Origin of the sequence: Bacillus cereus group sp. BfR-BA-01441 (assembly GCF_022663075.1) — a bacterium.
GTDB classification, from domain to species: Bacteria; Bacillota; Bacilli; order Bacillales; family Bacillaceae_G; genus Bacillus_A; species Bacillus_A cereus.
The window spans coordinates 15,695-39,286 of sequence record NZ_JAKUEU010000011.1 but is presented as its reverse complement, the minus strand read 5'-3'; the positions used below and the strand labels follow the sequence as shown (position 1 = coordinate 39,286).

Genomic DNA, 23,592 nt, shown 5'->3' with positions numbered 1-23,592 from the left:
TATTAGGGGAGAGGAAATGGATGAGTGAATGCTCATTCGGAATTCACAGGAAGTATGAACTGGCATTTTCTTTTTATTGCTGAGAATTTAAGTGAAGGGTTGAAAGTTGTATGACATCAAATAATGAACGAGAAGATATTTCTCAATCTTTAAAAGTATTTATTGCATTATCTCGTGTACATCGTTCTGTTATGGATACTACAAATAAATCTATACAAAGTAACGGGTTAAATCCAACTGAATTTGCTGTATTAGAACTGCTATATCATAAAGGCGGTCAACCACTTCAGCAAATTGGTGAGCGTATTTTAATAGCTAGTGGCAGCATTACATATGTTGTAGATAAGCTGGAGAAAAAGGGATTAGTAAAGAGAATTCCATGTCCGAATGACAGACGTGTTATTTACGCGCAATTAACTGAGTCTGGCGAGAACTTTATTGCTTCTATTTTTCCGGGGCATGAGAAAGTTATACATCAGTCTTTTGAAATGTTAACGAAAGATGAAAAAGATGAATTACTTGATTTATTAAAAAAAATTGGGAAGTATGAAAAATAATATGTTCCAAAGGAGCTTTGGATAAATAAATCCAAGGCTTTTTTATTTGTAATGAGCTCAGGGCAATCACTGCCGAAATTTGTTGAAAATTAAGAGGGAATTCAAGAATACGTATTGAATTATAATAAAGGTATGTAATGGAGAGGAGGCTCGTTCATGTCATTTAAAGACTATGAATATAAACGCCCAAATATTGAAGAGTTAAAAAAGAAATTTACTGTTGCTTTAGAGAAGTTTGATAACGCAAAAACTGTAGAAGAACAAAAACAAGTCATTCATTCAATTAATGAGATTCGCAACGATTTTGGTACAATGGGAAACCTTTGTTACATTCGCCATTCTGTTGATACGACGGATACTTTTTATAAGGAGGAGCAGGATTTCTTTGATGAATTCTCTCCAGTTGTACAAGGATATGGTACAAAATATTATAAGGCACTCATTAATTCTCCATTTCGTGAAGAATTAGAGGCGTATTATGGAAAACAATTATTTGCTCTAGCAGAATGTGATTTAAAAACATATTCAGATGAAGTCGTGAAAGATTTACAATTAGAAAATAAATTATCATCGCAATATACACAGTTATTAGCATCTGCAAAAATTGACTTTGCTGGAGAAGAAAGAACGTTATCGCAACTGATTCCGTTTATGCAAGGAAAAGAAAGAAGCGAACGTAAAGCAGCAAGTGAAGCATACTACGGATTTTTAGCTGGAAATGAGGAAGAACTAGATCGTATTTATGATGAGCTTGTTAAAGTGAGAACGAAAATCGCAAAATCTTTAGGTTTCAAAAACTTTGTTGAACTTGGATATGCAAGAATGTACCGTACAGATTATAATGCGGAGATGGTGGCTAATTACCGTCAGCAAGTGCTAGATTATATCGTTCCCGTTACAAAGGAATTAAGAAAGCGACAACAAGCACGTATCGGTGTAGAGAAGTTAGCTTATTACGACGAAAACTTTGAGTTTGCTACAGGTAACCCAACTCCAAAAGGAGATGCGGATTGGATTGTTGATCATGGAAAGACAATGTATAAAGAGTTATCGGCTGAAACAGATGAATTTTTCAATTTCATGCTAGATAATGATTTATTAGATTTAGTTGCGAAAAAAGGAAAAGCTGGTGGCGGATATTGTACATATATTGAGAATTATAAAGCGCCATTTATTTTCTCAAACTTCAATGGAACATCTGGTGACATTGATGTATTAACACATGAAGCAGGTCATGCTTTCCAAGTATATGAAAGTCGTAAATTTGAAATTCCAGAATATAATTGGCCAACATATGAGGCGTGTGAAATCCACTCTATGAGTATGGAATTCTTTACATGGCCATGGATGAAGCTATTCTTTGAAGAAGATGCAGATAAATATTACTTCTCTCACTTAAGTTCAGCACTTCTGTTTTTACCTTATGGTGTATCTGTTGATGAATATCAACATTATGTATATGAAAATCCTGAAGCATCACCTGAAGAGCGTAAGACAGCATGGCGTAACATAGAGAAGAAATATTTACCACATCGTGATTATGAGGAGAATGATTATTTAGAGCGCGGTGGTTTTTGGCAACGTCAAGGGCATATTTATAGCTCACCGTTCTATTATATTGATTACACGCTTGCTCAAATTTGTGCGCTACAATTTTGGAAACGTGCAAGAGATAATAGACAAGAGGCGTGGGAAGATTATGTGAATCTGTGTCAACAAGGTGGAAGTAAATCGTTCTTAGAATTAGTAGAGGTTGCAAATTTAACATCACCATTTGCTGAAGGCTGTGTGAAAAGTGTTATTACAGAAATTGAAGCATGGTTACATGCGATTGACGACACAAAATTGTAAAAAACATGCGCTTTTTTTCACATGTTTAACATCGACATAATGGGAAAATGATGAGATAATAAAAGAAAATTCAGAATACTAAAGGGGTGTTTCTAATAAGGAGCACCTCTTTTCACCAACAAAAGGGGGGAACAAGTATGCTTCAATCTAATATGGATGTAAGTTTAGAAAGTTTAGTAAACTCATTACAGGCTACTCGAAGCACGCTATTATCAGAAATTGAAATGTTAAATGACACAGAAGTGAATGTAAAGCCACGCCGTGATAAATGGAGTATTATTCAAATTTTACACCACTTGCATTTAGTTGAACAATCTGTCACGTCTGCCCTTGTATATGCTTTACAAAAAAATGAAAGAAACATGACTCCATTTAAAGACCTCCAACTTACGCTTGATCGCACACATAAACGAGAAGCTCCTCAGCAAATGCAACCAACAGAAACTTTAATGAAAAAACAGCAAGGAATTCAATTGCTAGAACATTCACGCCAAGAACTATTACACGCGCTTCATAGTGTTATAGATGAAAAAGATCTATTTGAAAATGGATTAAAGCATCCTGTTTTTAATGATCTGAATTTGTATCAATGGGTTCAATTTCTTGATTTGCATGAACAAAGACATCTTACGCAGTTAAAAGAGGCGAAACATGCAATTTTGCAACGCTAAAGTGGAAGAAGTGGGAAACCACTTCTTTTTTGATACGTGCATAGTTTTCTTTCTTATTTTGGAATACTACATGGAGAAATAAGAAAGAAAAGAAGGAGTTGAAAAAACATGTCTAAGAAGAAGCGAGAAGAAGAGCGCGCCTGGAAAGCACGTAAAGAAAATCAACAACCGCACGGAAAAGTGAAAGCTTTTGCTGAATTAGTTGAAGGAACAGAAAAAACGTGATGAGTATTTCATCACGTTTTTTGTATGAGTGGAAAAGTTAATAAAAAGGTTGTACCGATTCCTTTTTCACTTATAATATCAATTTTTCCATTCATAGCTTGAACAACACTGAATACGACCATCATTCCAAGTCCAGTACCTTTTTCTTTCGTTGAATAAAAGGGCGAACCAAGACGTTTTACTTGTTCTGAATCCATACCGACTCCTGTATCTTTTATATATAACTGAATATGCTTATGATCAGGAACTAATGTGAAATAAAGATCACCGCCTTTTGGCATAGCCTCAATGCAATTTTTTAAAATATTTAATAAACATTGATTTAGTTTTTGCTTTTCTCCAGCGATAAAAAAAGAAGTGCTTTGCTTTATATAATGAGTACGTACATTTGTTAAATTAGCAAGCGGTGTAATTAGCGACAATGCATGTAGTAATTCTTCTTCTAGCTGTAATGTTTGTTCTTTTTCAATGCTTGGTTTAGCAAAGGTTAAATAATCTGTAAGAACATGATTTGCTTGTTCGATGCCATTAATGGCAATGTCGATATATAATTTTCGTTCCTGCTCAGTGCATGTATCTGATTGTAACAGTTGTAAAAAACCTTTCGTTGAAGTTAATGGATTGCGAATTTCATGAGAGATAGACGCTGCCATTTCACCAATTAAATGAAACTTTTCAGCATTTATAAGTTCATTTTGGAGACGAACTTGAGTTTGTAATATGTGTAGTAAATATAAAATTAGAATCGTACCAAGCATTGAACATAATTCATACACAATAATATGCGGTATATAATCAGTCTTATTTGTAACCTTTGAAAGGAAGAAGGGTATCCAACTAAATCCGTATGTGAGACTGTAGATAATAGCAAGTGTTATTTTTATACGATTAGAAGTTCGATTGAAAAATTTATATGTTAATAATAGAACAATAAATAGAAGAACAGAACCGATAAGAGATGGGAAAACACCTACCCCACCTAATAATAAGCGATATATGTTTAATACAACTAAGATAGAACCACCAGCAATAGGCCCTCCCGTTAATGTACCGACAATTAATACAATATGGCGCATATCAAATTGAAAACCATTATTTGTTTTTGCTGCAAATGTAATACAGAGTACGGTAGCGAGGCAACAGAGTACAATGAATATAGCTGAATTTAATTTAGGAGAGCGTTTCCCTTTTTGATTCCAAAATAAATGATATACGAGCATCGTAATCAGGATGAATAATATATTTAAAAAGAGATAAATAATAAAGGATTTCAGTGGGATGCCTCCTCTCTTCTTATATTAAATTAATCATACTATAAAATGAAAGAAATGAAATAATAAATAGCGGAAAAATCAGAATTTTTTACGCTAGTATACAATATGTTACAATAAGCTATGTCAATGAAAGAAGAAATTCCGTGCACCGCGCGGGAGAGGTTCGCGAACTCCCTCTATAAAAAACTATGGAAACAACAATATCCTTAGGTATTGTTTTGTTTTTTTATTGTGACAGTTCAAGAACGTTCTTTCTTCTTATTTATAGTAGAGAAGGAGAATGAGTGAAATGAAAAAAGAAAAAGCAGTTGTTGTTTTTAGTGGAGGACAAGATAGTACGACATGTTTATTTTGGGCAATAGAGCAGTTTGCAGAGGTAGAAGCTGTAACGTTTAATTACAATCAACGTCATAAGCTAGAAATTGATTGTGCAGCGGAAATTGCAAAAGAACTAGGAATAAAGCATACGGTACTAGATATGAGTCTATTAAATCAACTTGCTCCAAATGCGTTAACGAGAACGGATATGGAGATTACACATGAAGAAGGTGAATTGCCATCGACATTTGTAGATGGACGAAATTTACTCTTCTTATCATTTGCTGCTGTATTAGCAAAACAAGTTGGAGCACGTCATATTGTAACGGGTGTATGTGAAACTGATTTCAGTGGTTATCCAGACTGCCGTGACGTGTTTGTGAAATCGTTAAATGTTACTTTAAATTTATCTATGGATTACCCGTTTGTCATTCACACGCCACTTATGTGGATTGATAAGGCTGAAACATGGAAATTATCAGATGAACTTGGAGCATTTGAGTTTGTTCGAGAAAAAACATTAACATGTTATAACGGAATCATTGGTGATGGTTGCGGTGAATGTCCAGCATGTCAACTTCGTAAAGCAGGATTAGATACGTACCTACAAGAACGCGAAGGAGCGAACAACTAATGGATAACTTTTTTGGATTTCGCATCGTAGAGAATTTGCAAAAAATGGACAAGGATATTCAGCGTAAACAACTCAAATACCATAATAAAAGAGTAATGGTCAGCAAGGAATTTACATTTGATGCAGCACACCATTTACACTGTTATGAAGGGAAATGTAAAAACTTACATGGTCACACATATAAAGTTGTATTTGGAATTAGTGGATATGTAAATGAAATAGGTCTTGCAATTGACTTTGGAGATATAAAAGAAATTTGGAAGAATGAAATAGAAATTTATCTAGATCATCGTTATTTAAACGAAACGTTACCTGCAATGAATACGACTGCTGAAAATATGGTCGTTTGGATTTATGAAAAGATGGCAGAAGCACTAACAAAAGAGAATCGAGTGAACGAATATAAAGGAGCTCGCGTTGAATTTGTTCGTTTATTTGAGACGCCGACTAGTTATGCGGAAGTAAGACGGGAGTGGATGCTTGATGAGTAAAATCCCTGTCTTAGAAATATTCGGTCCGACTATTCAAGGTGAAGGAATGGTTGTAGGGCAAAAGACAATGTTTATCCGTACAGCTGGTTGTGATTATAGCTGTGCTTGGTGTGATTCTGCTTTTACGTGGGATGGATCAGCTAAAGATCAAATTAGACAGATGACACCAGAAGATATTTGGGATGAGCTTGTTGCAATTGGAGGAGAAAATTTTTCTCATGTTACGATTTCAGGTGGAAATCCGGCATTATTGAAAAATATTGAGTTTCTTCTTTCTATATTAAAAGAAAATGGAATGCGAACGGCAATTGAAACGCAAGGGAGTAAATGGCAAGATTGGTTACTTCAAATTGATGAGATAACAATTTCTCCAAAACCACCAAGTTCAACGATGAAAACAGATTTTCAGAGGTTAGATGCTATTATTCAGAAACTAGCAGGAAAAGATATTAGTTTAAAAGTAGTAGTATTCGATGATCATGATTTTGAATATGCAGTTAAGATGCACGAACGTTATCCAAAGGTACCATTTTTCTTACAAGTAGGAAACGATGATACAAAAACAGTGGATGATGCGATGCTTATAAAAAAATTATTAGATAAGTATGAATGGCTGATTGATAAAGCTGTAAATTGTAAAGAGATGAATGATGCAAAAGTATTGCCTCAGCTTCATGCGTTAGTATGGGGAAATAAGCGCGGCGTATAACGAGAAGGGATGTTTAAAATGACAGGAAGATTAGATGAAGATTTAAAAGATGTAACATTACTAGGGAATCAAAATACAAAATATTTATTTGAATATAGCCCAGAAATATTAGAGGTATTTGATAATAATCATCCAAACCGTGATTATTTTGTAAAATTCAATTGTCCTGAATTTACAAGTTTATGCCCGAAAACAGGACAACCAGATTTTGCAACAATTTATATTAGCTATATTCCAGAGCAAAAAATGGTAGAGAGTAAATCTTTAAAGTTGTATTTATTTAGTTTCCGCAATCATGGTGATTTCCATGAAGATTGCATGAACGTTATTATGAACGATTTAATTAAATTAATGGATCCACGTTATATTGAGGTATGGGGGAAATTCACACCACGTGGTGGCATTTCAATTGATCCATACTGCAACTACGGGCGCCCAGGGACGAAGTATGAACAAATGGCTGATTACCGCATGATGAACCACGATCTATATCCGGAAACAATTGATAATCGTTAATAGAAAGAAAGGGCCTGTATACTATACAGGCCCTTTCTTTCTATTATATTATGCATTTTGATTAATGACAGTATAGTTTTTATGACTTACAACTGTAAGAGGTTCCATATCTAGTTCTCTAAAATTCTTCATAATTGTTATATCAACAATAACAGAGTTTTGATTTACTTTTTGAACACGGCCTTGCATTCCACCTTTAAATTCGATGATATCTCCAGTTTCTGCGATCTGCATAAGCAACTCTCCTTGTTACAGTTTTCCCAAAAAAAGAATAAATTTGGGTTTTTTTATTTCCTCCTATTTTGAACCATATTTCCTACTTTGTAAATGTTTCCAAAGTAAAAATTCGAAAAATATTCACTTTTTGTAAGAAAATATGTAGAAAATCCATGTTTTTTGAAAAAAATAGCAAAAATGCGAGAATCTTTATATCGAGGTATAATGAAAAAGTAGAATACCCTGCTGAAGTGGGAGAAATTAGAGGCGGTAAAATGATGTTTGAATTTGTGGGGAGTGTTATAGCTTTAATTTTATTTTTATTTTCTTATATGCATTTAAAAAAGATTCGTCAATATGATACGAGTACATATTTTGATGGGATGGATGGTATCCATGCTTCGATAACACATGATAGTGGTGGGGAGATGTAAAGGTATATAACTTTATTTTCTTGCGTGGTATGATGTTTAGAACTAGTGCATAATAGAGTTCATAAGTGATGAATGGAGAGTGAAAAGAATGAAGATTTCTTTTATTCGTCATGGTCGCTTAGATTGTACTATAGAACCAATGACGGTTACATCCTTTCATGAATGGATAAAAGGATATGACTTACATACTATAACAGAAAAACAACCTATACCATTGGAAACAAGAGAAGCGGTTGAAGTAGCGAAATTGATTGTAACGAGTGATCAAAAGTGTGCTGTACAGTCAGCAGCTGAATTAATGGATTCTTTATCTTTTATACAAAATTCTCTTTTTAGGGAAGCGGCAGTTCCGGCGAGCTTTTATGCGCCAAAATGGTTGAAGTGTAAACTTAACGTATGGATGTGTATTGGACGAGCATTATGGATACTTGGTTACCATAAAAATGTTGAATCTTATAAGGAAGTAAGAGAGAGGGCAAGGCAAGCAGCTTACGTATTACATCGTTATGCTCTCGTACATGGAAGTATTGCTCTTGTAGGTCATAATTATTTTAATTCGATGATTGGAACGGAGCTGAGGGCAATGGGATGGTCTGGTTCGCCTATTTTGCATAGAAAGCCATGGGGATGTACAACATATACGTTTCACGAGGCGATGGATGGAAATATATTAAATACGAATTTAACATAAAAGCACACGATTTATATAAATCATGTGCTTTCTTTTTAAGATACAGAAATTTTGACGTTTAATGGTTTTACGAGATGAGCATAAGGTTCGCCTACTAGCATAACAATTTCATCTTTTTTATAACCTAACTTTTCGTATAGTGAATAGGCGCGTGTGTTTTCTAAATTAACAAGTAAAGCGATTTTTTCATGCCCTTTTTCAGTTGCATAGATTTCGGCAGCTTCAATTAATTTAGAACCGATACCTTTTCCGCCGTGTGCACTTGAAACTGATAGTGTATCAATGTAATACTCATCAAGCTCAGCTTCTTTTTCTAACGTAATTGATTCATCTTTATGTAATTCTCTTAAGTGATGTACAATTGGTGCGTCAAGCTGTGTTGCTTCACTACCGTGATAAGCGACAATAACTCCAACTGCACTCTCGTCTTGTTCATAGACAAAACAGTTTTCGTAGCTCAGACGGTTATTTTCTTTTGAGAACCATGTCTCAAGTCCTAGTAATACTTCTGCTTCATCTGTGCTACCTGTGATTTTTTCAGCAATTTCATGCAGAGCATTATACAATAAAGGAGCTATTGCCATTGCATCTGTCTTTTTTGCTTTCCGAATCATAGTATCCCTCCTAGTTCTATTTGTATATTGTAGCATAGTGGTATGGAACTTTGCATAATTGAATGCCGAAATGTTTGATATAGAGAAGTAGCTATGTTAGTATATGATATTTAGTGGACATATAGTAAAACGATATTGTTTGCGAAATAACGAAAATAAAATCATGGCATAACAACGAGATAAAGTGAAACGTTAATCAGTAAGATTTTTTGTTCATTCCACGACTGATTAGTAGTCAACACCAATCGCACTACCTGCAAATAGCGGGATAAATTTACAGTTGTTGACCTATAGAATATACGATAAAATAAAATATTGCAGAGAGGTGAAATACATGGATAAAGAATTAGCAAATACAATTTTAGATCAGCTAAAAAATGGTGAAATAAAGGAGTATGTTGTTACGAAAGATGTATTTTATACGTTCAGAGAAGTTGTTGTAAATAGAGAAGACTTTAAGCATTTCATTGGTAACGCACAGCGAGGCGGGCAAGTGATTTATACATATTCAGAAACGCCACGTTCATAAAGAGGAATTTTGATCAGCAGGGCATCTCTCACTGATTAGTAGCCTTTCACCAATCGGACGTTTAATGCGGGATAAATAAAAGATAAAGGAGAGGGGAATTATGGGCGATTTTAAACAAGGCATTTTACCACATTGGGATTATATGTGGAAAGATAGAGCCGGCAATCGATTTATGGGAATGGTTATGTATCCAGAGAAACGAAAATGTTCAGCAAAAATGCTTCAGAAAATAAAAAGAGCATATGAAGAAGCAGTAGAAATTAAAGTAACTGTACAAGTTCGACATACATATCAGTACGTAGAAGGAATGATTGTATACTTTGATGAAGAGGCTCCGGTATGTACAATGATTGATAAAGATGAAAATCCGCATCATATATTTGTAAAAGATATTTTGCGCATTGAGCACTCTGAATAAACTTTTCATAAATAAATTGAAGTTCCATAATAATAATCTTTTTCTATAATAGTTATCTTTTAGTATGTAACGAGAAACGAAAGTATATGTATAATATATTTAATAAGGTAAATTTGATAAATGTAATCGTTTTTTAGAGCAGATTATAGTTTCATATCTGTTCTTTTTTGCGTGATGCTGGAGAAATATATTTCTTCAGCATCTACCGTTTTATGACAAAATATATTGTTAACTTTTTTAAAAATAAGGTTAAATTCGTTGACAACTTTTTTGAAAAGCACTTTATTGACATGAGTTTTAGAATGTTGTTTCATAGTCATTGTATTGAAAAAAAACGGCTATCATGTCGAAAAGTAAAAGTTAAAAAAAGAAAGAATTTATACATATATCTTGTGTCTTATTTTGAAACGTAATACAATATATAGAGAAATCAAGAACAACATATAGAGAATATAGATTTGAGAGGGAGGGTCGGAAATGTTAGTTGCATATGATTCTATGACAGGAAACGTGAAGCGTTTCATTCACAAATTAAATATGCCGGCCGTTCAAATTGATGAAGATCTAGTAATAGATGAAGACTTTATTCTTATTACGTATACAACAGGTTTTGGCAATGTACCAGAACGTGTTTTAGACTTTTTAGAGCGCAATAATGAAAAATTAAAAGGCGTATCTGCAAGCGGCAATCGTAACTGGGGAGACATGTTCGGTGCAAGTGCTGACAAGATTTCTACTAAATATGAAGTGCCTATTGTATCAAAATTTGAGTTATCTGGAACAAATAACGATGTAGAATATTTTAAGGAAAGGGTGCGGGAGATTGCGACACATTGAACTGAATAATGAAATCACGCAAATGCAGGACGGTTTTTATCAGCTTCATAAAGATAAAGAGGCATTAGAAGTCTTTATGGAAGAAGCTAGAGAGAATACCGTTCCTTTTAATAGCGTGGCAGAGCGAATGGAGTATATGAAAGAACATGATTACTATTACAACGTTCTGGACGAGTATAGCTTGGAGGAAGTAGAGGAAGTATATAACATCGCTTATGGTGAAAACTTCGAGTTCCAATCTTATATGGCAGCATCTAAGTTCTACAAAGATTATGCGTTAAAAACGAATGATCAAAAACAATACTTAGAAAGCTATGAAGATCGTGTAGCAATTGTTTCATTATACTTAGGACGCGGTGATGTTTCGAAGGCAAGACAATTCGCAAGCATGATTGTAAAACAAAACTACCAACCAGCGACACCAACCTTTTTAAATGCGGGAAGAAGCAGAAGAGGAGAAATGGTGTCTTGTTTCTTGTTAGAGATGGACGATAGCTTAAATTCGATCGGCTTTAACATTAATACTGCGATGCAATTATCGAAAATCGGCGGGGGAGTAGCTTTAAACTTATCTAAGCTACGCGCACGCGGTGAGCAAATTAAAGGTATCGACAACGCTGCAAGTGGCGTAGTACCTGTTATGAAATTGCTTGAAGATTCGTTTTCATATGCGAATCAGCTTGGCCAACGAAAAGGTGCCGGTGCAGTATATTTAAACATTTTCCATTGGGATATTATTGAATTCCTTGATACAAAAAAAATAAATGCCGATGAGAAGAGCCGTATTCAGTCTCTATCAATCGGAATTATCGTTCCAAGTAAGTTCTTTGAGCTTGCTGAGAAAAACGAACCTTTCCATGTTTTCGCGCCTTATACGGTTTATAAAGAATATGGCAAGCATTTAGATGATATTGACATTGATGAAATGTACGATGAATTAATGAGCAATCCGAAAGTGAAGAAGAAGCCACTAGATATTAGTGCACGTGATATGCTTATTAAAATCGCTATGATTCAGCTTGAGTCTGGTTACCCATACTTAATGTTTAAATCAAATGCAAATAATCAACATCCATTGAAGGATATTGGAACTGTGAAGATGTCGAACTTATGTACAGAAATCTTCCAGCTTCAAGAAACTTCAGAAATAAATGATTACGGTACAGATGACATTATCCGTCGTGATATTAACTGTAACTTAGGATCGTTAAATATCGTAAACGTAATGGAAAATAAAGAAATTCGTGAAGCAGTTCATGCGGGAATGGAAGCTTTAACAGCTGTTTCTGATATGACGATTATTCCGAATGCACCAACTGTGAAAAAAGCAAATGACGAGCTTCATTCAGTTGGACTTGGAGCAATGAACTTACACGGATATTTAGCAAAAAATAAAATCGCTTATGAAAGTGCAGAAGCGAAAGAATTCGCTCGTACATTCTTTATGATGTTAAATTACTACTCTATTGAGAAAAGTATGGAAATCGCTACAGAAAAAGGCGAGACATTTAAGGACTTCGATAAATCTGATTATGCGAATGGCACATACTTCGAAAAGTATGAAACGACAGATTACAGCCCAGTAACTGAAAAAGTTCAGCAACTATTTGAAGGAATTCATATTCCAACAAAAGAAGATTGGACAAGTTTAAAAGAGCAAGTGCAGAAGAATGGTTTATACAACTCATATCGTCTTGCCATTGCTCCAACACAATCAATCAGTTACGTTCAAAATGCAACTTCAAGCGTAATGCCGATCGTAAGTCAAATCGAATCAAGAACATATGCGAATGCGACAACATATTATCCAATGCCGTATTTATCAAAAGATACGTTCTGGTACTATAAATCTTCTTACGATATGAATCAGTTTAAATTAATTGATTTAATCGCAGAAATTCAAGAACATATTGACCAAGGAATTAGTACAATTCTTTACGTTAATAGTGATATTTCAACACGTGAATTAGCACGTTACTACATCTATGCACATAAAAAAGGCTTAAAGAGTCTGTATTATACGAGAACACGTAAATTAAGCGTGGAAGAGTGTGTGGCTTGTACCGTTTAATATAAAAAGTGAGACATGATGAGCAGGGTTTTCTGAACCCTGCTCATGCTTAGTTATCATATTTAGAGAAGGGGCGATTTAATGCGTGCGGTAAACTGGAACAAAAAAGAAGATGATTTTAGTTTAATGTTTTGGAAGCAAAACATCGCTCAGTTTTGGACAGAAGAAGAAATTGCGGTTTCGTCTGACAAAAATACTTGGGTGCAATTATCGAAAGAAGAGCAAATTGCTTATAAGCGTGTATTAGGTGGTTTAACACTTTTAGATACGAAACAAGGTGGCGAAGGAATGCCACTTGTACTGGTTCATCTTGAAAATTTACAAGCGAAAAGTGTATTAGCTTTCATGGGAGCTATGGAAGAAGTACATGCGAAAAGTTATAGTCACATTTTCACAACATTAGCTACAGAAGAAGAGATTGATGATATTTTTGACTGGGTAGACAATCATCCGTTACTTGAGAAAAAAGCTGGTATTATTACTAGTTACTATCGTCGTTTATTAAAGCCTGAAGTAACAAAAAAAGAGTTATACATGGCAATGGTAGCAAGTGTGTTCTTAGAAAGTTACTTATTCTATAGCGGATTCTTCTATCCACTTTACTTAGCTGGTCAAGGAAAACTAACAGCAAGTGGTGAGATTATCAACTTGATAATTCGTGATGAGTCAATTCACGGCGTATTCGTCGGTATTTTAGCACAACAAATCTTCGCAGAACTTTCTACAGAAGAGCAACAAGAAGTGCAAAAAGAAACACAAGAGTTATTAATGGAACTATATGAAATTGAAATGGCCTATACAGAAGAAATTTACACTTCTATCGGTCTTGTAGAAGATGTAAATCGTTTCGTTCGTTACAATGCTAATAAAGGGCTTATGAACTTAGGACTTGAGCCGAAGTTTGAAGAAGAAGAAATTAACCCAATCGTTTTAAATGGTTTACGTACAGATACGAAAAACCATGATTTCTTCTCTGTAAAAGGAAATGGTTACGTAAAAGCAACGAACGTTGAAAAGTTAGCTGACGATGACTTCGTGTTTAACTTTTAATATAGGATTATAAAGAAAAACTGTCTTATTCATTGATAAGACAGTTTTTCTTTATAATTTTGTTTACATAACACTATTATTTTTGTATAGCGATTTATATTTGGGAAGTTCTATTCGTTTAACGGATAGAACTTTTTTGTAATTAAATGGGTATTTACAAACTTTTTGTATCGGTGTATTATTTAACTAGTACACTGATACAAAAGGAGGGAAGAAATGAAAATAGAGTTTTCTCCAAATACACCAATTTACATTCAGGTAATGGAATACATAAAAAAAGAGATCGTAACAGGACATTTATTACCTGGTGATAAAATTCCCTCTGTCCGTGAATTAGCGAGTGAATTACAAGTGAATCCAAATACGATTCAGCGTACATTTCAAGAGCTAGAACGGGATGGAGTTGTTGTCACACGTAGAGGAATGGGACGGTATGTAACGAATGAAGGGGAGAAAATTATGGAGCTGCGAAAAGAGATGGCGAAAGAATTACTTCATTCTTTTATAGATGGAATGGACAATTTAGGTTTTTCAGAAGAAGAAATTCTTACAATTCTTCGTTCTTCATTACATGATAAGAGGGAGGAGAGCCAATGACAGAGCTATTGAAAATAGAAAACTTATGGAAGAGATACGGATTAAAAGCAGTGATCCGTGAATTAAACATAGAGATTACGGAAGGGAAAATCGTTGGGCTTGTTGGAGATAACGGGAGCGGGAAAACGACGTTATTGAAAATGATTGCAGGCTTGCAACACCCTTCTGAAGGTAGTATTACAATAGACGGTAAAAAGGTAGGGTTACAGACGAAAGAAATTGTTTCATTTATGTCCGATAAGCCAATCTTTGATGATTGGATGACTGTAAAAAACGCTTTATTTTTCTATCGAGATTTTTATAAAGACTTCGATATTCAAAAAGCGGTAGATACGATTGCAGAATTTAAAATACCGTTAGAAGAAAAAATTACAGCATTGTCAAAAGGTATGGTTGAGAAGCTGCAGATTATTTTAACGTTTTCTCGAAAAGCGAAGCTATATGTACTGGATGAGCCATTGGGCGGGATTGATCCTCTTTCTAGAGAACATGTATTGGATTTAATTCTACAGTTCTATAGGGAAGATTGTACGATATTAATTTCCACTCACTTAATAAATGAAATTGAAAATATTTTTGATGAAGTGATCTTTTTAAAAGATGGAGAAATGGTTCTATATGAAAATGTAGAAGAAATTCGTTTTCAGAGAGGAAAAGCAGTTCATGAATTGTTTAAGGAGGTGTTTAGTAAGTGAATTCAGTACTTTCCTATTTATGGAATGTAAATAAGAAAAGATATATTGTTACTTTTTTATTCTTTGTGCTAATTGAAGCTGTGTTATTTTCACAAATGATTGTAAGAAAAAGTGATGCGGCTATCAGTAGACAAGAGGGTATATTTGGAATCATTATGATTATATTTTTCTTTTATATTGTTTATATGTTTATACAAACAATGAAATCATATTCACGCTTACTAACTAATCCAATGTTACGACTTACAGCAATATCTGGGAAACAATATGTAATTTCTATGCTTATTTTCTCATTTATCGCAATGGCTATATGGTATGGGATATGTGGAATTCTTTTCTACGTAAGTTATGTATTAGCTTTTCCTACGACTTCTGTATATGTAGAAGCAAAAGAGATTATGCAAGTAGGCATAATTAATAATTTAATATATACGATAAGCGATTTATTTGAGTTTTTGTTTAGTGTTTTACAAATCATATTAGTAATTACTCTAGTAAAGTTACTTACGAAAAAGAAAAAGGCGCAAAATATACTAATCGTTATTATTTTCCTAGTAATAAATATAGCGATTACTTTAGCGACAACCTTGCTAGGAAAATTAGCTCCAGCTTTCCAAGTATTGCGAAGAGTAGAATATCATGGTGAAAGCAAGAGTCTGTTTATTAATATGTTTCAAGAAAATGGATTTAACATTTTTAATATAAGTTTCATGGTAATGGTTAGTGCTCTAATAATATATGTAATTGCTTATATTATAGATAAAAAACTAGAAGTCTAAAGGAGGAATCACCATTGGGAAACGTAGTAGTAAAGTTAGAGAATGTTCGAAAAAAGATTGGTGGAACGGAAATTATTCGTGGTTTATCATTTGAGGTTCGTGAAGGAGAAGTATACGGATTCCTTGGACCGAACGGTAGCGGTAAGACGACGACGATCCGTATGATGACAGGTCTTATTTCAATGACAGAGGGCGATATTACAATTTGTGGACATAGTATTCGCTCGGAGCGTGAAAAGGCACTAGAGCAAATTGGAGCAATTGTAGAAAATCCTGAACTATATGATTATATGACAGGAATGCAAAACTTAAAGCATTTTGCGAACATGGCCATTACACCAATTAGTAAAGAGCGCATTGCTGAGATTGTAAAGCTTGTTGAATTAGAGCATGCGATTCATAAAAAGGTGAAAACATATTCACTTGGTATGAAACAACGTTTAGGAATTGCACAGGCATTACTTCATCAGCCGAAAATCTTAATTTTAGATGAACCGACAAATGGATTAGATCCAGCTGGTATTCGCCAAATTCGTGATTATTTACAACGTTTAGCGAAAGAAGAGAATATTGCTGTAATCGTATCAAGTCACTTATTGAGTGAAATTGAATTAATGTGTGATCGCGTCGTTATTATTAAACAAGGTGAGTTTGTACAAGAGTACAACTTACATGAAAAAGTGAAACATGATGAGGCAGTCGTTGTAGCGTTTGAAGTAGATAAAGTTCAGAAAGCAAATGAAATCATTAAAGGTAAAGCAAAAGGGAATGTAATTGTAGCATCTGTAACAAAAGACAACATTCCGCAACTTGTAAAAAAACTTGTTCATGCTGATGTGCTTGTATACGGAGTTACTGTTCAAAATAAAACGTTAGAGGATGAGTTCTTAGCGATTACTGGGGGAGTGAAAGCGTAATGTTTAAATTAATTCAAAATGAATTTTTAAAGTTGCATGCGAAAAAAGGTATGTATATTTTAATTGGTGTCATTGCGGCACTCGAAATTTTAGGTACTTTAGCAATGTTGAAGTGGGGAAAAGGTGATGAGTTTAAGGGATCATATTTAGATTATGCAAACTCAGAGATTGGCTTAATTGTTTTATTTACAACGATTTTTGGGATTACACTTGCTGCCCGTACTCTTACTGATGAGTTCCAAAAAGGTACAATTAAACAATTGTTAATCCGTCCAAGAAAAAGACTTGCAGTTTTATTTTCTAAATATATTACAGTGTTATTAGCAATGTTATTTATCGTATTAGCTGGTATGCTAATTGCAATGATTATTGGCGGTATTGTAATGGATGGTAGTAAAACAGAATTAACATTAGGAATCGTTATGAAGTCCACTTTATATCAACTACTTTCACCGTTCTTTTTTGCAACACTTGCATTTTTCCTAGCAAATGTCTTTAGAAAATCTGTATTACCATTAATTATTACGATGTTCCTATTCTTCTTACAAGGTGCAATTAATATGGTATTAATAATGTTTGCAAAAGGTGTAGCGAAGTTTGTAGTATTCAACCATTTGGATTTAAGAGCTTACGATAGTAATAAATTAATCAATGGTGGAATGGAACCAACATTTACAGAATTTACGTTTACAACTTCATTATTACTTGTAGCTGCATACTTTGTTGTGTTACTTGTAGCATCAAGTGCATTATTCCAAAAACGTGACGTATTATAATAAAAGAAATCCCCGCTTGTAAAAACGGGGATTTTTATTACATAAATTTCACTTGGATTGCAACTTGAAGAACAGCGATATGGTATTTTAAGAGCTATGTTGTTTGAAAGTAATTGAGAAAAATAGGAAGAGTTTCAACTATATTCATATTATAATGTAGTTATCCGACCATTTACTTTTACTATCTTTGGAGGTGTTCTATATGCACTATGCATTTTCACGTATAAGGCTACGTAGCTTTTTTGGATGGATGATTATAGGGGTGTTCCTTATAATGATACCATTAGGTCTAGCAAATGTTTCTGAGAATACGATGGAGGTTATTTCACAAATAACTGTATTTTTTGTATTTCCATTACTTTGGCTATACGTAAAAACAAATAAAAATAATATTGTATTTAACAGTTTTTTTGATAAGCCAGGACGTTTATCTTGGGGATTAATTGTATTAGCAACGATAATGGGGATGATTTTTTCAGTTGGCATATCTCATATTCAATTTTACATATTAGCACATACGTTACCGAATTTCTTAGTTACTATGCTAGAAGACGGAAATGTTATTAATACGAGTAACGTATATATGACGATATTTACTTTCATTTCAGCATGTGTGTTAGCACCTATTATGGAAGAAGTTATTTTTAGGGGATTTTTCTTACAGCGAATGGCTCATAAATGGGGAATTAAAAAAGCTGTAATTATATCTTCAATTATTTTTGGCCTAGGACATTTTGATGTTATTGGTGCGTTCATGTTTGGTGTCGTTATGTGTCTTTTATACATAAAGACAAAAAATATATGGACGAATATAGCTGTGCACGCTCTAAATAATTTGATTGCAACAAGTATGCAATTTTTCGGTGGAGAAGAAAGTGGTACAATCTCAATTACTGAATTACAAGCGCAAAGTAATTTATGGATTGGTATCGGTCTTACAGTTGTTGGATTACTATGGTTAATTCCATATGTTTGGAAACAATGGCGTACAGTAAAAGAAGTTGGCGTGCCACCAGTACGTTTTATAAATGAGCAAAAAGTAGTGAATTCATCACAAGAAAATGAAGTGTATAGTCAAGTGATCGTAACCGATAGATTGATGGCCATAGAGTTACCAGATGAGGCTGTAAATAAGCTTCGGTTAGAAGAAAATGATTATGTAACAGTAGCTGTAGAAGAAGATAAAATCGTTATAAAGAAAGCACATAATAGATAATTAAAAAGTAGCTCTTAGGAGCTACTTTTTAATTTGTAATAATTTCTACACGAAAATTATTACCGTTCTTGACATATTTAATATCTGTAACAGTGCGGACTGTCTTTAAAATCTCCACTTTTTCACCAATTCGCGGGATGGTCGGAACATTGTCCCAAATACCAAGCAAGTCATCTAATTGTGCCGTTTTTTCATAAAACCAGATTTTCAATGTAAAGCCCCTTTCTCGAATTTTATGTATTTTAATACATAATATATTATTTTTATTCTTATTGTAAGGGGTTTTTTTATAATTTATGAATAAAAATAAATTAATCTTCTGGGAAGATATGTTCAATATCAGGAGTAAGAGATACTTCTGATAATACGATATGAGAAACTGTCGTTGCATATGAAGAAACATCATTGATAAATTCTTCAAGTTCAACGAGTGAAGGAACAGAAATTTTTACAATGTAGCATAAGCTTCCTGTTACTCGGTAACAAAAACTTGCAGATGGATAAGACTGAATAAACTGTTGCATACGTGTTGTATCACCATTTTTTAAAGTGATTTCTAAAATACAATCTAAAACTAGTCCTGCTTTTTTATAGTCGATATCGATTGTATATTTTTGAATAACGCCTTCACTTTCAAGTTTACGAACACGTTCTGCAGTAGACGGAGCAGATAAGTTTACTCGTTTCGCCAATTCACGCATAGAAAGGCGACTATCATTATATAATTCATTTAAAATTTTTCGATCAACACGGTCTAGTTGCATTTGTAAATATACCTCCAGTAAAATAATGATTTTTGTAAAGGAAAAATATAAATTAAGATTCATATGAAATGTAAAGTGAACGTTATTTATTTTACAATAAAACAGAAGGAAATAGGAGGGGAAATGATGGAGAGAATTTCATTATCAAATGTAGGAGATACAAAGTTTCAAAAGTTATTAGGGCATAATTCGGATATATTACACTCGTGGAGTACGTTAGAAGATACACTGTACAATAAAGGAACTCTTTCAGCAGAGTTGAAGGAGCAAGTGAGAAGAACATTAGCGTATGGGAATGAATGTCCGTACTGTATGGCAAAGGGAAGACCTGATGATGTGCAAAAGGCAGAGGAGATTGGTGTAGCCGTTACTTTTGCGCATACATTTGTTCATGACCGAAAAGCAATAGATGATACTATGTTTCACGCTTTAAAACAATATTGGACAGAAAAAGAAATTGTAGAGCTTTGCGCCTATGTTTGCTTTATTACTGCGTCACAACAACTTGGTTTTCTATTTCAATTACAGCCAAATTAAGGGGGAAATGATGACAAATCAAATAGCACTTATCATAATCGATGTACAAAAGGCATTTCAATTACCAGATTGGGGCGAGAGAAATAATATTTTTGCTGAAGAAAACATGAGAATTTTGTTAGAAGAATGGAGAAAAAGGAAACGACCAGTTTTTCATATTCAACATGTAAATAAAGAAAATGCTCAGTCAATGTTTTATGAGAGAGCGGAAACGGTAAACTTTAAAGAAGAAGTGCAACCACTACTTGGTGAAGTGGTTATTCAGAAATTCGTTAACAGCGCGTTCATTGGGACAAATTTAGAAGAGCAATTAAGAAAGAACAAATGTAATGCAGTAGTGGTTGTAGGATTAACGACAAATCATTGCGTGGAAACTACGACACGAATGGCAGGGAATTTAGGATTTACAACATATTTAGTGAGTGATGCAACGGCTACTTTTAACCGTATAGGTTTAGATGGTAAAGAGTATAGTGCAGAAGATATTCACAATATGACACTTGTAAATTTACATGAAGAGTTTGCTACGATTGTGACGACAAAAGAAGTATTAAAATTATTTTAAGAAAATAATTGCGAATTATGTAGAAAAAAATAAGAATATTTCGTATAATCTAAGTACAATCATTTTGAAAATAGGGGTGGCATCATATGGAGCAAATTTCAGTAAAGAAATTAGAAGAGGTACTTGTTGTAGCAGGGGATGATAAACAGAAGCAAAAGGAATTTTATGAATTGCTCTTATCTACTGAGTTTTATGTTGCTGGTTCACTAGAAGCAGAGGACGGGGCAACAGAAGGAATACTTCGTTTGCGTCATTTCCAAGGAGAAGGTAGATGGATCGTTCCGTTCTTTACACAAATGGAATTTGTAAAAGATGTGTTGCCAGAAGGAACGCCCCTTATTACGATACGTGGGAAAGAGTTATTTGGTAGCATTGAGAAAGATGCTACAGCTGTATTAAATGTTGGCACTGATATAAGTAAAACATTTATTCCAGAAGAAATTGCAGATATCGCATCTGGACGAATTTTTAATTATTATAAGTAAAAGGAAAAGCGTAATCGCTTTTCCTTTTTAATTTGAATATGGAGTGGCTATACCAGAAGAAATAGAGACTGTTTTATTATTCGTGTTTATTGTTGCTGTAGCTCCAAGTGGAATACCGATGTTTGGACTTATATGTCCAATTGGTAAATCGAATAGGACAGGTATATGATATGGCGCGAAATATTCATATAATATTGTTTGCAATGATTGAGAGGGCTTTGAAGGAGTGCAGTCGTGACAACTTGTGAAAATAACGCCCCTGCATTCATTAAACTTTCCAGATAAAAGTAGCTGATTTAACATACGGTCAATGCGGTACGGTTCTTCACCAATGTCTTCAAGTAATAAAAGTGTATTGTTCGTAATTATCTCGTAGGGCGAGCCAATTATACTTGTTAAAACAGCTAAATTTCCTCCAACTAACGTACCTGTAACTGTACTGTGAGAGCTAGGTACGATACATTCTGATGCAGATAAAATGGTTGAATACGGATGGAATAGCTGATTAAAAGAGGATAAAGATAGGGAATCAATGCCTTTTCCTAGTTCTTCAATCATCGGACCATGAAATGTTATAAGCTTTGCATAACGTGAAACAGCAGTATGTAAAGCTGTAATATCGCTATATCCCCAAAAGATTTTTGGATTCTGCCTAATAACTTCATATTGAATGTGAGGAAGAAGACGAGCACTTCCATAACCACCTCGTGCACAAAAAATTGCCTTCACTTCATTATTTATAAATGCTTCATGTATATCGTCAAGCCGAACTTGATCACTTCCGGCTAAAAATCCATATTTCTCGTAAACACTCTTCCCGATTATTACGGATAACCCCATCTCTTGTAATACATTCACACCTTTTAATACATTTTCGATTGTAGGTGGACCAGATGGTGCAATAATCATTACTGTATCACCTTGTTTTAATGCATTTGGAAAAATCATTAAGCTCAGCCTCCTTCTCTTTCAATATATTCGCTTCATATGAAGTGCAACCCTTGCAAAAGCAGGGGAAAGCTTATCAAATAAAGAAGATATAAAGGAAATAGGAGGGAAAATGATGTTTACAAGTCGAGTAACAGACATATTAAAAATTGAGTACCCCGTTGTTCAAGCCGGTATGGCAGGCGCGATTACGACGCCAGAACTTGTTGCAGCAGTAAGTAATAGTGGAGGATTAGGGACGCTTGGAGCCGGCTATATGAGCCCAGAACAAATTCGTGAAGCGATTTATAGAATAAGAGAACTAACAGATAAGCCTTTCGGTGTTAATTTACTTGTAACGAAAGAGATAGAAATAGAAGAAGAGAAGGTAAATGAGGCGAAAGTATTACTAAGCGGAGTGAATAGAGAATTAGGTATAGAAGTAGAAGGAACGTTAAAGCTTCCAAAAAGCTATAAGGAACAATTACAAGTGCTATTAGATGAAAAAGTACCGGTCGTTAGCTTTGCATTTCAAACGTTAGAAAAAGAAGAAATAAATGATTTAAAAAGAAGTGGAATAAAAGTTATCGGAACAGCTACCCATGTGAAGGAAGCGAAAGTACTTGCTGAGCTAGGAGTAGATATTATTATTGGGCAAGGTAGCGAAGCAGGAGGGCATAGAGGAACGTTTATTGGGAAAGAACGAGATGCTATGATTGGTACGTTTGCGTTAATACCTCAGTTAGTAGGGGTTATTCCGCATATCCCAATTGTCGCAGCAGGTGGTGTAATGAACGGACAAGGGCTTGTTGCGGCATTGGCACTAGGAGCAGAAGGTGTTCAAATGGGATCAGCCTTTTTAACAAGTGAAGAGAGTATTACGCACGATGTGTATAAAGAAGCGGTTTTACATAGTACAGATACGAGCACAACTGTAACTCGTGCGTTTTCCGGGAAATATGCACGCGGTATTCGGAATGAATTTATAGAGAGACATGAAGGAAAAGAAGAAGGGCTTCCGGTATATCCAGTGCAAAACGTATTAACTTCTAAAATACGCCAAGAGGCAGCGAAGCAAAATAAGGAAGAATATATGTCACTTTGGGCAGGACAGGCAGCATCATTGGCACGAATCGAATCAGCTCAGCATGTAGTGGAGCGAGTTATGAAAGAAGCGGCGAATGCAATCGAGCAATTACAAAATATATACAAAAAGACCACTTGAGTA

General features: G+C 34.4%; 31 protein-coding genes and 1 riboswitch. Of the genes, 25 read left to right on the top strand and 6 right to left on the bottom strand.

The window, feature by feature from the left end; translation table 11 throughout:
• The first annotated feature begins 110 nt into the window (after positions 1-110).
• The 4 genes from MR107_RS07380 (at position 111) to MR107_RS07365 (ending at position 3,304) form a co-directional block, all read left to right on the top strand.
• Positions 111-557, top strand: coding sequence for a MarR family winged helix-turn-helix transcriptional regulator (locus MR107_RS07380; RefSeq protein WP_000203336.1), 447 nt, complete (start codon positions 111-113; stop codon positions 555-557).
• 156 nt (positions 558-713) lie between these two features.
• Positions 714-2,408, top strand: a complete 1,695-nt coding sequence (locus MR107_RS07375; protein WP_242292220.1) for a M3 family oligoendopeptidase — start codon at positions 714-716, stop codon at positions 2,406-2,408.
• 137 nt (positions 2,409-2,545) lie between these two features.
• Positions 2,546-3,079: a DinB family protein gene (locus MR107_RS07370; RefSeq protein ID WP_000941961.1), complete on the top strand. Its 534-nt coding sequence runs from the start codon at positions 2,546-2,548 to the stop codon at positions 3,077-3,079.
• A gap of 108 nt (positions 3,080-3,187) precedes the next feature.
• On the top strand, positions 3,188-3,304 hold the full coding sequence (locus MR107_RS07365; RefSeq protein WP_000038355.1) for a DUF6254 family protein: 117 nt from the start codon (positions 3,188-3,190) through the stop codon (positions 3,302-3,304).
• A gap of 11 nt (positions 3,305-3,315) precedes the next feature.
• Here the strand turns inward: MR107_RS07365 and kinB are convergent, their stop codons facing one another.
• Positions 3,316-4,524: a sporulation sensor histidine kinase KinB gene (kinB, locus tag MR107_RS07360; RefSeq protein ID WP_048655979.1), complete on the bottom strand. Its 1,209-nt coding sequence runs from the start codon at positions 4,522-4,524 to the stop codon at positions 3,316-3,318.
• A gap of 206 nt (positions 4,525-4,730) precedes the next feature.
• Positions 4,731-4,774: riboswitch (PreQ1 riboswitch) on the top strand.
• Positions 4,775-4,867: 93 nt separating this feature from the next.
• Between kinB and queC the strand changes: the two genes are divergently transcribed.
• The 4 genes from queC to queF are packed head-to-tail and all read left to right on the top strand — an operon-like array spanning position 4,868 to position 7,246.
• Complete coding sequence (queC, locus tag MR107_RS07355) at positions 4,868-5,530, top strand: 7-cyano-7-deazaguanine synthase QueC (RefSeq protein ID WP_000711595.1); 663 nt, start codon at positions 4,868-4,870, stop codon at positions 5,528-5,530.
• Positions 5,530-6,021, top strand: coding sequence for a 6-carboxytetrahydropterin synthase QueD (gene queD / locus MR107_RS07350; protein ID WP_000368414.1), 492 nt, complete (start codon positions 5,530-5,532; stop codon positions 6,019-6,021). The genes queC and queD overlap by 1 nt, the downstream gene beginning before the upstream one ends.
• Positions 6,014-6,730, top strand: coding sequence for a 7-carboxy-7-deazaguanine synthase QueE (gene queE, locus MR107_RS07345; RefSeq protein WP_000036294.1), 717 nt, complete (start codon positions 6,014-6,016; stop codon positions 6,728-6,730). Before queD ends, queE begins: the two co-directional genes overlap by 8 nt.
• 18 nt (positions 6,731-6,748) lie before the next feature.
• Positions 6,749-7,246, top strand: a complete 498-nt coding sequence (queF, locus tag MR107_RS07340) for a preQ(1) synthase (protein WP_001986050.1) — start codon at positions 6,749-6,751, stop codon at positions 7,244-7,246.
• Between the two features lie 48 nt (positions 7,247-7,294).
• Here queF and MR107_RS07335 read toward each other — a convergent pair whose 3' ends face one another.
• On the bottom strand, positions 7,295-7,480 hold the full coding sequence (locus tag MR107_RS07335; RefSeq protein ID WP_001165082.1) for a YkvS family protein: 186 nt from the start codon (positions 7,478-7,480) through the stop codon (positions 7,295-7,297).
• Positions 7,481-7,635: 155 nt separating this feature from the next.
• Between MR107_RS07335 and MR107_RS07330 the strand changes: the two genes are divergently transcribed.
• Together MR107_RS07330 and MR107_RS07325 are read left to right on the top strand one after the other, a co-directional pair.
• A complete protein-coding gene (locus tag MR107_RS07330; protein ID WP_000464657.1) occupies positions 7,636-7,896 on the top strand; it encodes a hypothetical protein in 261 nt (86 codons plus the stop codon).
• Positions 7,897-7,984: 88 nt separating this feature from the next.
• On the top strand, positions 7,985-8,587 hold the full coding sequence (locus MR107_RS07325) for a hypothetical protein (RefSeq protein ID WP_000703104.1): 603 nt from the start codon (positions 7,985-7,987) through the stop codon (positions 8,585-8,587).
• Positions 8,588-8,622: 35 nt separating this feature from the next.
• Here the strand turns inward: MR107_RS07325 and MR107_RS07320 are convergent, their stop codons facing one another.
• On the bottom strand, positions 8,623-9,201 hold the full coding sequence (locus tag MR107_RS07320; protein WP_000619542.1) for a GNAT family N-acetyltransferase: 579 nt from the start codon (positions 9,199-9,201) through the stop codon (positions 8,623-8,625).
• A gap of 334 nt (positions 9,202-9,535) precedes the next feature.
• On the opposite strand from MR107_RS07320, the gene MR107_RS07315 reads away from it, so the two are divergent.
• The 11 genes from MR107_RS07315 to MR107_RS07265 all read left to right on the top strand — a co-directional run bounded on the left by MR107_RS07315 (position 9,536) and on the right by MR107_RS07265 (position 19,086).
• A complete protein-coding gene (locus MR107_RS07315) occupies positions 9,536-9,730 on the top strand; it encodes a hypothetical protein (protein WP_000356684.1) in 195 nt (64 codons plus the stop codon).
• A 100-nt stretch (positions 9,731-9,830) separates the two neighbouring features.
• A complete protein-coding gene (locus MR107_RS07310; RefSeq protein ID WP_000502205.1) occupies positions 9,831-10,148 on the top strand; it encodes a hypothetical protein in 318 nt (105 codons plus the stop codon).
• Positions 10,149-10,625: 477 nt separating this feature from the next.
• Positions 10,626-10,985, top strand: a complete 360-nt coding sequence (gene nrdI, locus MR107_RS07305; RefSeq protein ID WP_000959447.1) for a class Ib ribonucleoside-diphosphate reductase assembly flavoprotein NrdI — start codon at positions 10,626-10,628, stop codon at positions 10,983-10,985.
• Positions 10,972-13,056, top strand: a complete 2,085-nt coding sequence (nrdE, locus tag MR107_RS07300; RefSeq protein ID WP_001215839.1) for a class 1b ribonucleoside-diphosphate reductase subunit alpha — start codon at positions 10,972-10,974, stop codon at positions 13,054-13,056. Before nrdI ends, nrdE begins: the two co-directional genes overlap by 14 nt.
• A gap of 81 nt (positions 13,057-13,137) precedes the next feature.
• The gene (gene nrdF, locus MR107_RS07295) at positions 13,138-14,106 is read left to right on the top strand and encodes a class 1b ribonucleoside-diphosphate reductase subunit beta (RefSeq protein WP_226369064.1); all 969 of its coding nucleotides are present in this window, start codon (positions 13,138-13,140) and stop codon (positions 14,104-14,106) included.
• Between the two features lie 216 nt (positions 14,107-14,322).
• The gene (locus MR107_RS07290) at positions 14,323-14,703 is read left to right on the top strand and encodes a GntR family transcriptional regulator (RefSeq protein WP_000687512.1); all 381 of its coding nucleotides are present in this window, start codon (positions 14,323-14,325) and stop codon (positions 14,701-14,703) included.
• Positions 14,700-15,398 (top strand): ABC transporter ATP-binding protein, encoded by a 699-nt coding sequence (locus MR107_RS07285; protein ID WP_000137745.1) that lies wholly within the window; start codon positions 14,700-14,702, stop codon positions 15,396-15,398. The genes MR107_RS07290 and MR107_RS07285 overlap by 4 nt, the downstream gene beginning before the upstream one ends.
• Positions 15,395-16,177, top strand: a complete 783-nt coding sequence (locus MR107_RS07280; protein ID WP_048538168.1) for a hypothetical protein — start codon at positions 15,395-15,397, stop codon at positions 16,175-16,177. The genes MR107_RS07285 and MR107_RS07280 overlap by 4 nt, the downstream gene beginning before the upstream one ends.
• A 14-nt stretch (positions 16,178-16,191) precedes the next feature.
• Positions 16,192-17,094 (top strand): ABC transporter ATP-binding protein, encoded by a 903-nt coding sequence (locus tag MR107_RS07275; protein ID WP_000528791.1) that lies wholly within the window; start codon positions 16,192-16,194, stop codon positions 17,092-17,094.
• A complete protein-coding gene (locus MR107_RS07270) occupies positions 17,094-17,870 on the top strand; it encodes an ABC transporter permease (RefSeq protein ID WP_000475427.1) in 777 nt (258 codons plus the stop codon). Before MR107_RS07275 ends, MR107_RS07270 begins: the two co-directional genes overlap by 1 nt.
• A 202-nt stretch (positions 17,871-18,072) precedes the next feature.
• Positions 18,073-19,086 (top strand): CPBP family intramembrane glutamic endopeptidase, encoded by a 1,014-nt coding sequence (locus tag MR107_RS07265; protein ID WP_000558807.1) that lies wholly within the window; start codon positions 18,073-18,075, stop codon positions 19,084-19,086.
• Between the two features lie 28 nt (positions 19,087-19,114).
• Here MR107_RS07265 and MR107_RS07260 read toward each other — a convergent pair whose 3' ends face one another.
• Together MR107_RS07260 and MR107_RS07255 are read right to left on the bottom strand one after the other, a co-directional pair.
• Entirely contained in the window at positions 19,115-19,297 is a 183-nt protein-coding gene (locus tag MR107_RS07260; protein ID WP_000707107.1) for a DUF3913 family protein, read from the bottom strand.
• A 100-nt stretch (positions 19,298-19,397) separates the two neighbouring features.
• Complete coding sequence (locus MR107_RS07255) at positions 19,398-19,850, bottom strand: Lrp/AsnC family transcriptional regulator (RefSeq protein WP_001175498.1); 453 nt, start codon at positions 19,848-19,850, stop codon at positions 19,398-19,400.
• Positions 19,851-19,976: 126 nt separating this feature from the next.
• Between MR107_RS07255 and MR107_RS07250 the strand changes: the two genes are divergently transcribed.
• The 3 genes from MR107_RS07250 to MR107_RS07240 all read left to right on the top strand — a co-directional run bounded on the left by MR107_RS07250 (position 19,977) and on the right by MR107_RS07240 (position 21,437).
• Positions 19,977-20,387 (top strand): carboxymuconolactone decarboxylase family protein, encoded by a 411-nt coding sequence (locus MR107_RS07250; RefSeq protein ID WP_000439756.1) that lies wholly within the window; start codon positions 19,977-19,979, stop codon positions 20,385-20,387.
• Positions 20,388-20,397: 10 nt separating this feature from the next.
• The gene (locus MR107_RS07245) at positions 20,398-20,952 is read left to right on the top strand and encodes a cysteine hydrolase family protein (RefSeq protein ID WP_000184436.1); all 555 of its coding nucleotides are present in this window, start codon (positions 20,398-20,400) and stop codon (positions 20,950-20,952) included.
• Between the two features lie 86 nt (positions 20,953-21,038).
• Positions 21,039-21,437: an SseB family protein gene (locus MR107_RS07240; RefSeq protein ID WP_000435265.1), complete on the top strand. Its 399-nt coding sequence runs from the start codon at positions 21,039-21,041 to the stop codon at positions 21,435-21,437.
• Between the two features lie 27 nt (positions 21,438-21,464).
• Here MR107_RS07240 and MR107_RS07235 read toward each other — a convergent pair whose 3' ends face one another.
• The gene (locus MR107_RS07235) at positions 21,465-22,385 is read right to left on the bottom strand and encodes a S66 peptidase family protein (protein WP_242292219.1); all 921 of its coding nucleotides are present in this window, start codon (positions 22,383-22,385) and stop codon (positions 21,465-21,467) included.
• Positions 22,386-22,500: 115 nt separating this feature from the next.
• Here MR107_RS07235 and MR107_RS07230 point away from each other — a divergent pair, with 115 nt between their 5' ends.
• On the top strand, positions 22,501-23,589 hold the full coding sequence (locus tag MR107_RS07230) for an NAD(P)H-dependent flavin oxidoreductase (protein WP_000495279.1): 1,089 nt from the start codon (positions 22,501-22,503) through the stop codon (positions 23,587-23,589).
• The last annotated feature ends 3 nt before the right edge of the window (positions 23,590-23,592 follow it).